The 12,984-nt window shown below is 69.1% G+C and carries 15 protein-coding genes and 6 tRNA genes; 8 read left to right on the forward strand and 13 right to left on the reverse strand.

What is annotated here, in order from left to right; genetic code table 11:
• Nucleotides 1-7: 7 nt before the first annotated feature.
• The 5 genes from LJ657_RS28070 to LJ657_RS28090 form a co-directional block, all read right to left on the reverse strand.
• Nucleotides 8-892 (reverse strand): carbohydrate ABC transporter permease, encoded by an 885-nt coding sequence (locus LJ657_RS28070; protein WP_232651569.1) that lies wholly within the window; start codon nt 890-892, stop codon nt 8-10.
• Complete coding sequence (locus LJ657_RS28075) at nt 889-1,851, reverse strand: carbohydrate ABC transporter permease (protein WP_232651570.1); 963 nt, start codon at nt 1,849-1,851, stop codon at nt 889-891. The genes LJ657_RS28070 and LJ657_RS28075 overlap by 4 nt, the downstream gene beginning before the upstream one ends.
• 141 nt (nt 1,852-1,992) lie before the next feature.
• Nucleotides 1,993-3,282: an ABC transporter substrate-binding protein gene (locus LJ657_RS28080; protein WP_232651571.1), complete on the reverse strand. Its 1,290-nt coding sequence runs from the start codon at nt 3,280-3,282 to the stop codon at nt 1,993-1,995.
• A 333-nt stretch (nt 3,283-3,615) separates the two neighbouring features.
• Nucleotides 3,616-3,687 (reverse strand) — tRNA-Val (locus LJ657_RS28085).
• Between the two features lie 88 nt (nt 3,688-3,775).
• Nucleotides 3,776-4,240 (reverse strand): TIGR02611 family protein, encoded by a 465-nt coding sequence (locus tag LJ657_RS28090; protein WP_232651572.1) that lies wholly within the window; start codon nt 4,238-4,240, stop codon nt 3,776-3,778.
• Between the two features lie 201 nt (nt 4,241-4,441).
• On the opposite strand from LJ657_RS28090, the gene LJ657_RS28095 reads away from it, so the two are divergent.
• Nucleotides 4,442-4,855 carry an SsgA family sporulation/cell division regulator gene (locus LJ657_RS28095; RefSeq protein ID WP_004002642.1) on the forward strand — a complete coding sequence of 138 codons (414 nt, stop codon included), beginning with the start codon at nt 4,442-4,444 and terminating at the stop codon, nt 4,853-4,855.
• 262 nt (nt 4,856-5,117) lie between these two features.
• Nucleotides 5,118-5,678: a CGNR zinc finger domain-containing protein gene (locus tag LJ657_RS28100; RefSeq protein ID WP_232651574.1), complete on the forward strand. Its 561-nt coding sequence runs from the start codon at nt 5,118-5,120 to the stop codon at nt 5,676-5,678.
• 65 nt (nt 5,679-5,743) lie between these two features.
• Here the strand turns inward: LJ657_RS28100 and LJ657_RS28105 are convergent, their stop codons facing one another.
• The gene (locus LJ657_RS28105) at nt 5,744-5,896 is read right to left on the reverse strand and encodes a hypothetical protein (RefSeq protein ID WP_180292031.1); all 153 of its coding nucleotides are present in this window, start codon (nt 5,894-5,896) and stop codon (nt 5,744-5,746) included.
• Between the two features lie 154 nt (nt 5,897-6,050).
• The gene (locus LJ657_RS28110; protein WP_232651575.1) at nt 6,051-6,494 is read right to left on the reverse strand and encodes a hypothetical protein; all 444 of its coding nucleotides are present in this window, start codon (nt 6,492-6,494) and stop codon (nt 6,051-6,053) included.
• Nucleotides 6,495-6,772: 278 nt separating this feature from the next.
• Between LJ657_RS28110 and LJ657_RS28115 the strand changes: the two genes are divergently transcribed.
• Nucleotides 6,773-7,306, forward strand: coding sequence for a DsbA family protein (locus LJ657_RS28115; RefSeq protein WP_232651576.1), 534 nt, complete (start codon nt 6,773-6,775; stop codon nt 7,304-7,306).
• A gap of 115 nt (nt 7,307-7,421) precedes the next feature.
• On the opposite strand, the gene LJ657_RS28120 is transcribed toward LJ657_RS28115, so the two are convergent.
• From LJ657_RS28120 to LJ657_RS28130, 3 genes are read right to left on the reverse strand one after another with little or no spacing between them, the layout of a single operon-like run.
• Nucleotides 7,422-8,246, reverse strand: coding sequence for a GNAT family N-acetyltransferase (locus LJ657_RS28120; RefSeq protein WP_232651578.1), 825 nt, complete (start codon nt 8,244-8,246; stop codon nt 7,422-7,424).
• 53 nt (nt 8,247-8,299) lie between these two features.
• Nucleotides 8,300-9,121, reverse strand: a complete 822-nt coding sequence (locus LJ657_RS28125) for an aminotransferase class IV (RefSeq protein ID WP_232651584.1) — start codon at nt 9,119-9,121, stop codon at nt 8,300-8,302.
• Entirely contained in the window at nt 9,118-10,164 is a 1,047-nt protein-coding gene (locus LJ657_RS28130) for a chorismate-binding protein (RefSeq protein WP_232651585.1), read from the reverse strand. The genes LJ657_RS28125 and LJ657_RS28130 overlap by 4 nt, the downstream gene beginning before the upstream one ends.
• Before the next feature lie 178 nt (nt 10,165-10,342).
• Here LJ657_RS28130 and LJ657_RS28135 point away from each other — a divergent pair.
• From LJ657_RS28135 to LJ657_RS28155, 5 genes are all read left to right on the forward strand, one after another.
• A tRNA-Gly gene (locus LJ657_RS28135) sits at nt 10,343-10,415 on the forward strand.
• A gap of 39 nt (nt 10,416-10,454) precedes the next feature.
• Nucleotides 10,455-10,528 (forward strand) — tRNA-Cys (locus LJ657_RS28140).
• 1 nt (nt 10,529) lies between these two features.
• Nucleotides 10,530-10,601, forward strand: a tRNA-Val gene (locus LJ657_RS28145).
• 36 nt (nt 10,602-10,637) lie between these two features.
• Nucleotides 10,638-10,709 (forward strand) — tRNA-Val (locus LJ657_RS28150).
• A 29-nt stretch (nt 10,710-10,738) separates the two neighbouring features.
• Nucleotides 10,739-10,813 (forward strand) — tRNA-Val (locus LJ657_RS28155).
• A gap of 49 nt (nt 10,814-10,862) precedes the next feature.
• On the opposite strand, the gene LJ657_RS28160 is transcribed toward LJ657_RS28155, so the two are convergent.
• The 3 genes from LJ657_RS28160 to LJ657_RS28170 all read right to left on the reverse strand — a co-directional run bounded on the left by LJ657_RS28160 (nt 10,863) and on the right by LJ657_RS28170 (nt 12,829).
• Complete coding sequence (locus LJ657_RS28160) at nt 10,863-11,180, reverse strand: TFIIB-type zinc ribbon-containing protein (protein ID WP_232651588.1); 318 nt, start codon at nt 11,178-11,180, stop codon at nt 10,863-10,865.
• Nucleotides 11,181-11,260: 80 nt separating this feature from the next.
• Nucleotides 11,261-12,196, reverse strand: a complete 936-nt coding sequence (locus LJ657_RS28165; RefSeq protein WP_232651590.1) for an aminoglycoside phosphotransferase family protein — start codon at nt 12,194-12,196, stop codon at nt 11,261-11,263.
• A 438-nt stretch (nt 12,197-12,634) separates the two neighbouring features.
• Nucleotides 12,635-12,829: a hypothetical protein gene (locus LJ657_RS28170; protein ID WP_123963927.1), complete on the reverse strand. Its 195-nt coding sequence runs from the start codon at nt 12,827-12,829 to the stop codon at nt 12,635-12,637.
• Between the last annotated feature and the right edge of the window lie 155 nt (nt 12,830-12,984).

A 12,984-nucleotide genomic window follows, 5' to 3' on the forward strand; every position in this document is an offset into this window, starting at 1 on the left:
GACCGCCTCAGCCCTTCAGTCCGGAGGTCGCCATACCGTCGATCAGATAGCGCTGGAAGGCGAGGAAGAACAGCAGCACGGGCAGCAGCGCCACCAGCGACATCGCGATGAGACCGCCGTAGTTGGCGGCGACACCGTCGGAGTCGCGGAACATCATCATGCCGAGGGAGACGGTGTACTTGCCGGGTTCGTTGAGGTAGATCAACGGGCCCATGAAGTCGTTCCAGGCGTTGATGAAGGTGAAGATGGCGCTGGTGATGAGCGCCGGCCGGCACAGCGGCAGCACGATCGACCAGTAGATCCGCAGATGCCCGCAGCCGTCGATCCGGGCGGCCTCGTCGAGCTCCCTCGGCAGGTTGCGCATGAACTGCACCATGAGGAAGACGAAGAAGGCCTCCGTGGCCAGGTACTTGCCCAGGAGCAGCGGCACATAGGTGTTGATCAGCTCCAGCTTCTGGAACATGACGTACTGCGGGATCAGCAGCACGTGATATGGCAGCAGGAGCGTGCCGATCATCAGCGCGAACAGCAGGTTCCGGCCCGCGAACCTGATCTTGGCGAAGGCGTACGCCGTCAGCGAGCAGGAGATCAGGATGCCGACGACGGCGCCGCCCGCGTAGACGAGGGAGTTCTGGAAGAAGGTCCAGATCGAGACGTCGGCGATGCCGTCGGCCAGGCCCTTGAAGTTCTCCAGGATGGGATGGGCGGGGAACAGCTGAAGGCTGTTGATGATGTCCTTGCTCGGCTTGAACGACGCGCCGATCACCCAGACGACGGGATAGAGGACCACCGCGAGGACCAGCAGCGAGCCGATGTGCCAGGCGAGCGAGCCGGCGCGCTTGCGGCCGAGACCGCCGAGCGGCTTCGGGGCGGCGGGGGTGGTGGCGCTCATCGGGCGTCCTCCGTGGCGTTCTCGTAATGCACCCACTTCTTCTGCGACCAGAACAGGACGGCGGTCACCAGGGCCACGGCGAGCAGCAGCATCCAGGCCATCGCGGAGGCGAAGCCCATCTGGGCGTTCTTGAAGCCCTGCTGGTAGAGGTAGCAGGTGTAGACAAGGGTGGCGTCGGCCGGGCCGCAGTAGGTGTTGGAGACGACATAGGCCGAGCCGAAGATCTGGAACGAGTGGATGGTCTCCAGCAGGACGTTGAAGAACAGCACCGGGGAAATCATCGGCAGCGTGATGCTCCAGAACTTGCGGAAGGCCCCGGCGCCGTCCAGCTCGGCGGCCTCGTACAGCTCCTTGGGCACCTGCTTGAGTCCGGCCAGGAAGATGACCATGGGCGCCCCGAACTGCCAGACGGTGAGCGCGACGAGGCAGTAGAGAATCCAGTCGGGGTTGCCGACCCAGCCGCCGACATGGAAGCCGAAGACCGACATCGTACGGTCGACGATGGCGTGGTCGGAGAAGAGCGACCGCCAGACGAAGGCGACCGAGACGCTCGCGCCGATCAGCGAGGGGGCGTAGAACGCGGCCCGGTAGAAGGCCTGTCCGCGGCGGCTCTGTGCGAGCAGCAGGGCGACCCCGAGCGCGAGCAGCAGCTTCAGCGGGGTACCGATGATCACGTACTTGGCCGTCACCTCCACCGACTTCTGCCACCGGGGGTCGTCGAACATCTTGGTGAAGTTGTCGAGACCGACCCACTTCGGGGTGTTGAAGAGGTTGTAGTCGGTGAAGGCGAAGTAGAGCGAGGCGACCATGGGGCCCGCGGTCAGGAGCAGGAAGCCCGCGATCCACGGGGACATGAAGAGATAACCGGCGAGATTCTCCCGGCGCCCACGCCGTTTGACGGCGGGGGCACCGGAGCGGGCCTTTCGGGTGACGGGCGGTGATTCCTTGACGAGCGTCACGGTGCTTCCCAATCGGTTCCGGGGTCTCCGGCAAAGGCGACTGCGGTTCGGAGGCGCCCCAAAGGGGCGCGGAGAACTGCGCGACCAGCCAGGACGGCGCAGCAGGACAGAAATCAACAGACCGCGCCCCCAGCGGAGCGCCTACGCCTGGAAGGCGGCCTGCGACTCGTCGAAGAACTGCTTCACCGCGGCGGAGGGCTTCGTCTTGCCCTGGGCCAGGTCGCCGCCGATCCGCAGGAAGGCCGCCTCGATGGTGTCGGCGCCGGAAGGGTGCGGCGTGATGGTGCCCAGGACCCCGGCCCTGGCGGTGTCCGCCTCGTACTGCGCGATCTCCTTGTTGACCGGGTCGGTCGGCTTGAACGCGTCGTACTGCTGGGTCGAGGCGAGGATGCCCCGGTCGTAGCCCATGATCTTGCCGACCTCCGGGTCGTGGACCATGAAGTTGATGAACTGGGCGACCTCCTTGGGGTGCGAGGTGCGCGCGGAGGCGCTCAGCATCAGGGAGGCCAGGTACTGCCCGGTGTGCTTTCCGTCCATGGTGGGGATCGGTGCAAGCCCGTACTCGCTGCTGCCCTCGGCCGTGTAGCGAACGGTGAAGTTGTCCCAGGTGAATTCCGAGGCTCCGTGGCCGGCGGAGAGGGAGGACTTGGGCCGGTCCTGCTCGACGGTCTTGGGGTCGGTGATGATGCCGGCCTTCACGCGGCTGTAGCCGTCCTGCCACCACTCCGTCAGATCGGCCTTGTCGAAACCGAGTCCGTCCTTGGTGTAGAACGCCTTTCCGTTCTGCCTCAGATAGAGGTCGTACAGGTACATGATGCTGAAGTAGCCCGTGTCGCCCGGCACCTTGGTCTTGTCGTGGATGGTCTTGAGGGCCTTGAAGTAGTCGTCCCAGGTCCAGCCGGTGGCCGGCTCGACGCCCGCCTTCTGGAAGACCTTCTTGTCGATGACCAGCGCCATCGTGTTGGAGCCGACGGGGACGCCGAGCTGCTTGCCGTCGACCTCGCCGACCTTGGTGACGCCCGCACGGAAGTTGTCGAGGCTCAGAGTGCCCGCGTCGATCTGGGGCTTGAGGTCGAGCAGGACGCTTCTCTTGTCGTACTTCCGGAGGAAAGTGACGGCGTTTTGGAAAACGTCCGGGGGATTTCCGCCGGCCGCCTGCGTCTGGAACTTCTCCCAGAATGAGACGTAGTCCTGGAAGTCCGTCTTCACCTTGATCTTCGGATACTTCTTCTCGAAGAGCTTGATGGTCTGGTTGATCTTCTTGGCCCGTTCGTCCGCACCCCACCACGAGTAACGGATCGTCACCGTCCCGTCGGCGGACGTGCCGCTGTCGCCACCGCAGCCCGTCGTCGCGGCCAGCCCCAGCGCGGCCGCTGACGCCCCGGCGGCCTTGAGGATCGTACGCCTCTCAACATTCCTGCTGGTTCCCACAGTCGGGCCCCTCCCCGGCATCATTGCCACCTGCATGAATCGTTTCAAGTAAGCGCTTGCTGCCACAAGTTACGGAGGGCCCCGGGGTGCGTCAATGATTCGGACAGGAATTTCTTGCGGGGCGCACGGGCCAGCCGACGGCACATCAGCAGCAGAACGCGCCACCAGATGGGCGATGTCGCAGGTGAGGCCGGGTGCGATCGACGGACCGAACATCAACTGGCCATCCGCACAAGGATGTTGCTCGGCCGAAACCCACCGGAGCGCGGAGCACGTTCGAGGGCTCATACGACGGCGGCCCGTCTGCTCCTGCAGACGGGCCGCCGATCCGGGTGGGCGATACTGGGTTCGAACCAGTGACCTCTTCGGTGTGAACGAAGCGCTCTCCCACTGAGCTAATCGCCCGGACGCAGGAAGAACATTACCCCATGTCAGGGAGTGCCTGTGACCAGTGCGAACCCCCGCCGACCGGCCCTGGCGACCCTCGCGCGGATCACTGGTTCTTGATCTTCCAGGGCGTCACGACGCCGAACTTCCAGAGGTAGATCCCGACCAGCACACCCACGATCGCCAGGCCGATCGCCGTCAGCGTGATGTTGCGGCGCCGCACCTTGGGATCGAGAGCTCGCTGTGCCGCCTCGGTGACCTTGCGTTTCGTCCAGCGGAGCACCAGCTGGGCCCATACGAACTCGGTCGCCCAGATGGCCATGCCGCCGAAGATCACCACCCAGCCGGGCCCGGGCAGCGGCAGCATGACGATGCCGGCGGCCACGACCGCGAGACCGAGGACGAAGACCCCGACCTGCCAGCTCAGGTGCAGGGCGCGACGCCTCTTGATGAACGCCGGCGCCTTGGAGCCGAGCCCCTGCTCGCCCTCTGCCCCGTCCGGCCTGCTCTCGCCCGATGCCACGGCAACCTCGCCCGGCGCTCCCTCGGTCCGGTTACTCCCCGTATTCACACGGCCAAACTTTACCTTACTTTACTGAGCGGAAACCAGTCACCGGAATGGCCGTACCTCGTGAACGACCCATGGGCCGGAAGAGTTACGTAAAGGCACGCAAAACACTCAGAGGGGTTTACAACGGCACCGTAGGTGGCATGTCGATTTCGCCGACGTGCGAATCCCCGAGCGCACACTGAGCGAAAGGCCCTGGCGCTTATGAACACCACGGTCAGCTGCGAGCTGCACCTGCGCCTCGTTGTGTCGAGCGAGTCCTCCCTGCCTGTCCCCGCAGGCCTGCGGTACGACACGGCCGACCCCTACGCCGTGCACGCCACCTTCCACACCGGAGCCGAGGAGACCGTCGAGTGGGTGTTCGCCCGCGACCTCCTCGCGGAAGGCCTCCACCGGCCCACCGGTACCGGCGACGTCCGCGTCTGGCCGTCGCGCAGCCACGGTCAGGGGGTCGTGTGCATCGCACTGAGCTCTCCGGAGGGCGAGGCCCTGCTGGAAGCCCCGGCGCGGGCGCTGGAGTCCTTCCTGAAGCGAACCGACGCCGCCGTGCCTCCCGGCACGGAACACCGGCATTTCGATCTGGATCAGGAGCTCTCGCACATCCTGGCGGAGAGCTAGGGCGAGGCACCACGAAGCCGCCCGGCGCCGTCGACTCGGGGAGACGGCTCGGGCCAGGACAACTGCATACGGTACGCATCAGCGCCGTCACCGCGATTCCGTCGTGGGGGCGGCGCCGGTGTGTGGGACGGGGACGCCGGTGTGTGGGACGGGGAGGGGGAAAGCACCCTGGTGGCAGGACCGCCCGCAGTGGGCGGCAAGCCACTAACATCGGCCAGCATGAGGCGGGCGTCCGCCCGACCCCCAGGCCAGGGAGCGAAACGTGCTGATCACCCACGACACCCGGTGCGCGCTCGACACCGTGGTGGATCTGGTGAACACCGCGCCGGAGGACAACGCGACGCCCGACGGACTGCCCGACGTCGCGGCTCTCGAGGATTTCGTACGAAACCACGAAATCAGTGATGTGGGGGCGCTCTCTGAGTTCGACCTGTCGGCCGTGTGCAAGATCCGCGGGCGGTTCGCCTCGGTCTTCGCGGCGCCCGACGCCCGGACCGCCGCCGGCGTGATCAACGAGTTGGTCGCCGCCGCGGGTACGACTCCACGTCTCACGGACCACGACGGCTACGACTGGCATGTGCACTACTTCGCGCCGGGTGCCTCGGTCGCCGACCATCTGGCGGCCGACTGCGGGATGGCGCTCGCGTTCTTCGTGGTGGCCGGTGAGCAGGAGCGGCTGCGCCGCTGCGAGGCCCCCGACTGCCGGCGCGCCTTCGTCGATCTCTCCCGCAACCGCTCACGCCGCTACTGCGACAGCCGCACCTGCGGAAACCGTCTGCACGTGGCCGCCTACCGGGCCCGACGCAAGGAGGCGGCGGGCTAGGGCCCGTCCGGACTGGGATGTCGACGTGGTCCCCGGCGGGTGGCGTCGGGGACCACGGGTACGGCTCACAGCATCAGCAGGTCGTGCAACGAGGCCATGAGCAGCAGACACCCGATCACCGCAAGGAAGATCATCAGCGGTGGCTGGGAGAGGGCGAAGAGGCATCCGCGCGGCTCGTCCTTCGGCGGCGCGGTATCGCCGTGTTCCGTGTCCAGCATCTCGCGGCGATGATGGCGCAATCCACACGTCCGGCGCGCTCAACACGCCCGGAATGACCGGCAGTTCGCCGGATCCCGTGAAGTCCGGTTCCGGTCGTGATCACTTCACGTCACAGCCTTGATCCACTGTGTCGTTTCAGTCGTCATGCGCGGGTCATATGCCGTGCTTCTTCAGGATGGCCTCGATGTCGCTGAAGTCGTCCGCCGCCCCGGTGCGGGGTGCGCTCGCCGGCCGCGTCGCCGGAGAGGTCCCCTGCCCCAGGGAGGGTGCGGAAGCGCTCGGGGCGACCGCCTCGCGCTGCCCCGCGGCCCTGGCCTCCCTGCGCTCCTTGCGGGTGCCGCCCCGACGGCGCTCCACCGCGCGCGTGCTGGAGAACAGCAACCAGGCGGCGCCGAGCACACCGAAGCCCGCCCAGGCCGTCGGGCTGAAGGCGGTGTCCGCCAGCCACTGCACGATGCCGGTCATCACCAGCCCGATGGGTACGAGCGAGTAGGCGGCGATGCGGGCGGCCGCGAGGAAGCGCTTGCGGTAGGCGGTGACCGCCGCGATGCCCAGGCCTGCCGCGGACACGGCGGAACAGACGGTCTCGGCAATCATCCGGTCCTCCAGGCAGGGCTCGATCGGGCAGGGAACTTCGTCCCTACCATCCTGCACCGCCCGGACCCCGCGGGGCCACGGTCCGGGCGGACATCAGGGACATCTCCGGGTCAGCTCCTCCGAAGGTGCCGGTCCCGGGCACGCCCCAGGGAGTGGATCAGGGTCCCGGAAGAGAGTGGATCAGGGTCCCGGAAGGCAGTGGATCAGGGTCCCGGACGCAGGTCACCGCGGTCGGGGTTCGGTTGGGTCGGCCACACCCGAGCTGGGAGACTGACGGTATGAGCGACTCCTCCCCCGCGCCCTGCGCCACGCCAGTCCTCGACGTCTGGTGCGAACTCCAGTGCTCCGACTGCCGTAGCGCCCTCGATGATCTGCGGGCCCTGCGCGGCCGCTACGGCGACCGGCTGGAGCTGCGGCTGCGGCACTTCCCGCTGGAGAAGCACAAGCACGCCTTCGCCGCCGCGCAGGCCGCCGAGGAGGCCCTTGAGCAGGGCAAGGGCTGGGCATACGTCGAAGCCGTGCTCGCGCGGGTCGAGGAGTTGGACCGTACGGGAGAACCCTTCCTGGTCGAGGTGGCCGCCGAACTCGGTCTGGACGCGGAGGAGTTCGACACCGCCCTGATCGACGGCCGGCACATCCTGATCGTCGATGCCGACCAGGCCGAGGGCAAGGCGATCGGCGTGACCGGCACCCCGACGTATGTCATCGGCGGTGAGCGCCTCGACGGCGGCAAGAGCCAGGAGGGGCTGCGGGAGCGGATCGAGGAGATCGTGGACCGGCTGCTCGGCGCTCCGCGGGAGGTGCGGCCATAGGCCGTCGTCTGCGCATCGTCGTGGCTGGTCGCGCCCACGTGGCGGAGCCGCACATCGACACTCCCCGCGCCCCTTCAGGGCGCGGCCGAACCGCGGCGGCCCTCGCCCGATCCGCTCAGAGCAGCGGCTTGTACAGGACGTACCCCGTCGTCCGGTAGCCGAGTGACTCGTAGAGCCGCTCGGCCGGGGTGTTGCCGGCGAACACGTTGAGGCCGAGGACGCGTCGGCCGGCGTCGATCGCCTGAGCCTCCGCCAGGAGCATCAGCGTGCGGCCGTGTCCCTGTCCGCGGTGGGCGGCGTCGGCCTCGACGTCGTAGACGTAGGCCTTGTCCTCGGGCAGTGCCACCCAGAGCGTGCCCACCGGGGTCCGGTCGTGCTCGAGCACGCTGAACCGCATGCCCTCGGTGGCGAGCCCCTGGGGCAGAACCATGGCGTGGCCGCGCCGCGACATCTCGTGCGCCTCGGTCCCCGGCACGCCCCGCTCGATCCACACGCGCGCGTACCCATCGGTCTCAGCCGCGAGCCACGCCTCGAACTCGGCCTCGGTCATGGGACGATCCCGGCTGCCTGCCGGCAAGCTCGGCGCGGTGTCGCCGAGCTGCTTCTCCATGCCGCGGTTGCGGTGGACGTAACCGAGCGCGTCGACGAGCCGCAGGGCCGCTCCGGAGTCGGCGGGCACCAGCGCCTCGATCTGCCGGCATCCCCAGCCGCGGGCCACCTCCTCCGCGGCGAGCGCGGCCACCGTGCCCCGGCCCCGGCGGCGGTCCGGCTCCTCGATGCGCAGATCGAGGATGCGGGCCATGAAGTCACCGAACTGGGGCAGGGTGCAAAGGTGGACCGTGCCGACGGGCCGGCTGTTCACGCACACTTGGTAGCGACGCGAACGTGTCCCGTCCTCGGCACGCTGAAGCGGCTCGGTCGGCCGCAGGGTCGTGGTCATCAGGGGTGTTCTACCCCTCGCGGACGTCCCCGTCAGCCCAATTTCCCGGGCTCTTACGGATCCAGGTCGTCCCCGGACCGCTCGGCGAAGACACGCATGGCCTTGGCGGTCGCCGGGCCCGGTGCGCCCGGCAGTTCGCGGTCGTCGACGCGGTGCACGGCCTGGACGTCACGCAGGGTGGAGGTGAGGAAGACCTCGTCCGCGCGCTCCAGGACGTCGAGCGGCAGGTCGGTCTCCTTGGCTCCGGTCCAGTCGACGGCCAACGCGCGCGTGATGCCCGCGAGGCAGCCGGAGGCCACCGGTGGGGTGTGGATCTCGCCGTCAAGGACGACGAAGACGTTCGAGCCGGTGCCTTCGCAGAGTTGCCCGACGGTGTTCGCGAACAGGGCTTCTGACGCGCCTTGTTCGTGTGCCCGGGCGAGGGCGACGACGTTCTCGGCGTACGAGGTCGTCTTCAGGCCGGTGAGGGCGCCGCGTTCGTTGCGCGTCCACGGCACCGTGATCACGGCCGTGGAGTCGGGGCGGCGGGCGGTCTCACCCAGGGCGACGACGAGGGTCGGGCCGTGCTCGCCGCGGTCGGAGCCGAGTGGGCCGTAGCCACCGGTGTAGGTGATGCGCAGCCGGCCGAGCGGCATCGGGTTGGCTTCGAGGACGGCAGTGCAGGCGCGGCGGATCTCGGTGTGGTCGGGGTCGGGCAGGCCGAGGCCGCGCGCGGAGCGGGTCAGCCGGTCGAGGTGCCGGGTGAGCGCGAACGGCTTCCCGTCGGCCGCCTTCACCGTCTCGAAGATGCCGTCGCCCACGGTCAGCCCGTGGTCGAAGACGGAGACGCGGGCGGACTCGATGTCCTGCAGCCCGCCGTCGAGCCAGATCTTCACGTCTGTAGTCCCTCTCCACTCACCTCGTACGTCCCCGACGCTACCGCGAGCAGTCGGGCCGCCTTCAGCTCGGTCTCCCGCCACTCAGCCTCGGGGTCGGAGCCCCAGGTGATGCCGGCGCCCGTACCGAAGCGCAGCACACCCTCCGCGCGGTCGATCCAGAAGGTACGGATGCCGACGGCCAGCTCAGCGGCTCCCTGGTCCGCGTCGACCCAGCCGATGCCACCGCAGTACGGACCGCGGGGCGCCGTCTCCAGGGCCTCGATGATGCGCAGGGCGCTGGACTTGGGCGCACCGGTGACCGATCCGGGCGGGAAGGCCGCGTCGAGCAGTTCGGGCCAGCCGGCGTCGGCGCTCAGCTCGCCGCGGACCGTCGAGACGAGATGGACGAGCCCCGGGTGCTTCTCGACGGCGCACAGATCGGGGACGCTCACGCTGCCGGTGGCGCAGACACGCCCGATGTCGTTGCGGACCAGATCCACGATCATCACGTTCTCGGCGTAGTCCTTCTCCAGCAGATCCGCCTCGGTGCGCCCGGTGCCCTTGATCGGCCCGGACTCGACGACGCGCCCGCCGCGCCGCAGGAAGAGCTCGGGTGAGGCCGTGGCTATCTCGACCCCGTGCCCTGGCAGCCGGATCGTTCCTGCATACGGTGCCGGGTTGCCGCGGGCCAGCAGCGCGGTCAGGGCGTCCACGTCGGCGTCGGGCGCGACGGGCGCGGAGAGCACCCGGCAGAGGTTCGCCTGGTAGACCTCGCCGGCCGCGATGTGCTCGCGGATCCTGCGCACACCTGCCGTGTACGCGCCGCGGTCGAGCGAGGACGTCCAGTCACCGGCGGCCGGTCCCCGCCACTCCCCCGGCACCGGCGCGGGCACGGGCTCCACTCGTACGTTCCCGAAGCGGGCGCAGGTCAGTCGGCCCTCGAAGTCCGCCACGACGGCCCAGAAACCGGTGGAGTCGAGGGCCGCGGGATCGCTGGTGACGTCGAGGAGTCCAGTGGCCACACGGTCACCGAAGCGGGCGAGAGCAGGGAGGTCGAGCACGCAGTCGAGTCTAGGGCGGGTGTCGTGAAGGTGGCCCGGGCATGTCCCTTCGGGGGCCCTGACCACGTACGCGAGCAGGTGCAGCGCAGCACGCTGCGCAAACGCGTTTTTGTGCTGGCCCCGGAATCCGCTAGAGTTCAACTCGTCGCCGGGCCGCGAGAGCGGATCGAAACGACAAGCGGACGTAGCTCAGTTGGTAGAGCGCAACCTTGCCAAGGTTGAGGTCGCGAGTTCGAGCCTCGTCGTCCGCTCGATGGAAACAGGGGATCCTCCCGAACCCCTGCACTCCTGGTGGAGTGGCCGAGAGGCGAGGCAACGGCCTGCAAAGCCGTCTACACGGGTTCAAATCCCGTCTCCACCTCCAAGGACGATTAGCTCAGCGGGAGAGCGCTTCCCTGACACGGAAGAGGTCACTGGTTCAATCCCAGTATCGTCCACTGGATCTTCCAGCACGTCCGGTGAGATCCATACCCGCGCGATTAGCTCAGCGGGAGAGCGCTTCCCTGACACGGAAGAGGTCACTGGTTCAATCCCAGTATCGCGCACGCAGTACGCACCACATGCAGTTCGACCTGCGCGATTAGCTCAGCGGGAGAGCGCTTCCCTGACACGGAAGAGGTCACTGGTTCAATCCCAGTATCGCGCACCAGCCGAAGCCCCCGGCCGTCTCGTACGGCCGGGGGCTTCGTCGTGTGCCGTCAGCTGGAGAACAGCATGTGACCGAAGCTCTTGTGGCGGTGGTGATCGCTGTGGTGGCCGCCGTAGTGACCTCCGTGGCCGCCGTGCTGGGCACCCCAGGCGGGCGCGGGCGGGGCCGGGTACGCCTGCGGGGCCGGGTACGACTGCGGGGCGGGCGGGGGCGGCGGCGCGGGCTGGGACCACTGGGACTCCAGGCGGGTCAGCGACTCCAGCTCGCCGTAGTCGAGAAAGATCCCCCGGCAGCCACTGCACTGCTCGATCTGGACACCGTTGCGGTTGTACGTGTGCATCGGCGCATGGCACTTCGGACACTGCATGGTCGGCTCAACTCCTCGCCGGTCGGTCCTGCTTCGCCTTTCGCCAGGACAGACTCCGTCAGGGTGCGGTCGGTTGCACCCTACTTCGCGAATTCCGGGGTCAACTCCGGCGGCAGGGAAGCCATACGGACACATGCGTCGATCATGGACAGTTCAACCTCGTCCAGGGGGCGGTCCTCCGCCGCTGCCTTGGCTGTCGCGCGGGCGGCCGTCTGCACCGTGAGGGCGCGGGCCGGGACGTCCAGGGCGGGCCAGGGGTCGCCGTCGGCGGGGACGGCCGGGCCGCCGGCCGTGCGGTAGGCGGTCAGGAAGCGGGTCCACTCGTCGGGCGGGAGGAGGCCGCAGGCGTACCAGGCCGCCGGGCGGGCCAGGTCCCAGGCGGGGACGCCGGTGCCGAGGTCGTCCACGTCGATGAGGAGCCAGGGGCCGTCGGGGGCGGGGTGGCGGACGAGCTGGCCGAGGTGGAGGTCACCGTGACAGAGGGTGGTGGTGTCCGGCATGGGCGCTTCGGCTCGGGCCCAGGCCGGGAGCGTGGCCCAGGCCTGCAGGACCGGTGGGGTGGCGGGGTGGGCCGCGGCTGTCGCCCTCAGTCGGGCGATGGCTCGGGCGGCCTTGGCAGGGCCTCGCATGGACGGGAGGGAGGTCGGGACGGGGGTGCCGTGGAGGCGGGCGAGGAGGGTGGCCGCGGGTTCCCAGGGAGCGGCATCGGGGGTGTCCGGGTCCACGGGGGTGCCGTATGGCCAGAACGTGACGAGGCGGCCGTGCAGGTCGACGGGGGTCGGGGCGAGTGGGGGCAGGAGGATGCGGGGGAGGTGCGTGGCGGTGGTGAGGCGGGGGGTGAGGTCGGTGCGGGGGGTGTTCGGGGCGTGGGCCTTGGCGACGGTGTCGGCGTGACGGACGACGGTGGCGTCGGGGCGGTCGGCGAGGGTGGCTGTGCCGCAGGGGCAGGTGTCGGTGCGGGAGTGGGCCTTGGCCTTGGCTCGGGTGGTCAGCTCGGTGAGCAAGGGGGTGGTCACGGGGCTCCCTGGGGTGGCGGGTCTCCCGCGAGAGTACGGCGGGGGTGGTGGGGGTGTATGGCAGTCGGCGGTGCCGGGGTCCTGGGCTGCCCGCGGCGGGTGCCGCTGGTGGGTGCGCCCCCGCCACCCCTGCCCGTCCCTTCCCCAGAGGGTGCCGCCCCTTCGACCCCGCCAGGGGCTCCGCCCCTGAACCCGGACGGGCACTGCGTCCCCTCGGGGCTGCGCCCCGGACCCCGATCGGTCTGAACGGCCTCGTCCTCAAACGCCGGACAGGCTGAAAGTGCCTGGTGCGCCCCGGAGGTGGTTGGGGGAAAAGCAATGCCGGCGCAGCTCCCCAGCTGCGCCGGCATTTTTGCCGTCCGCCGCACCCCCGTCCCCACGGGGTTTCATGGGTGGATGTCCCCGCCCGGACCGCTCTTCCGGGCCTGGGGTCGCCGCTCAGCGCCCCAGCATCACGCCCACGGACGACGCCTGTGTGGCCACTGTCTCCCAGCCGTCGAAGACGAAGAAGAGCAGGGCCGCCAGGGGGAGGGCCATGAGCGTCGCCACCAGGGGGTGGCGGCGGCCGGTGCGGCGCCGGAGTGCGGTGCGCTCCTGGGTGCGGATCAGTGTCCGCGGTGCCGTCAGGGCCATGGTCCCTCTCCTGACCGTTCTCAGTTGTCGTTTGGCAGCGGCGGGTGTCTGACCTCGGGGGACGAGTGCTGCCACCCGCCGCTTGACTTCAAATCTAGGCGTCCGGCGCTCGCCGCACGTCATGCCCTCGTACCGATTGCCGGGCCTCCCGGAGG

This window comes from Streptomyces guryensis (assembly GCF_021261325.1).
Lineage (GTDB): Bacteria > Actinomycetota > Actinomycetes > Streptomycetales > Streptomycetaceae > Streptomyces > Streptomyces guryensis.

Coding starts and splice junctions, on each gene's coding strand:
- LJ657_RS28070 (WP_232651569.1), bottom strand. CDS start 892: ATGAGCGCCACCACCCCCGCCGCCCCGAAGCCGCTCGGCGGTCTCGGC.
- LJ657_RS28095 (WP_004002642.1), top strand. CDS start 4,442: ATGAACACCACGGTCAGCTGCGAGCTGCACCTGCGCCTCGTTGTGTCG.
- LJ657_RS28105 (WP_180292031.1), bottom strand. CDS start 5,896: ATGCTGGACACGGAACACGGCGATACCGCGCCGCCGAAGGACGAGCCG.
- LJ657_RS28110 (WP_232651575.1), bottom strand. CDS start 6,494: ATGATTGCCGAGACCGTCTGTTCCGCCGTGTCCGCGGCAGGCCTGGGC.
- LJ657_RS28115 (WP_232651576.1), top strand. CDS start 6,773: ATGAGCGACTCCTCCCCCGCGCCCTGCGCCACGCCAGTCCTCGACGTC.
- LJ657_RS28120 (WP_232651578.1), bottom strand. CDS start 8,246: ATGACCACGACCCTGCGGCCGACCGAGCCGCTTCAGCGTGCCGAGGAC.
- LJ657_RS28160 (WP_232651588.1), bottom strand. CDS start 11,180: ATGCAGTGTCCGAAGTGCCATGCGCCGATGCACACGTACAACCGCAAC.
- LJ657_RS28170 (WP_123963927.1), bottom strand. CDS start 12,829: ATGGCCCTGACGGCACCGCGGACACTGATCCGCACCCAGGAGCGCACC.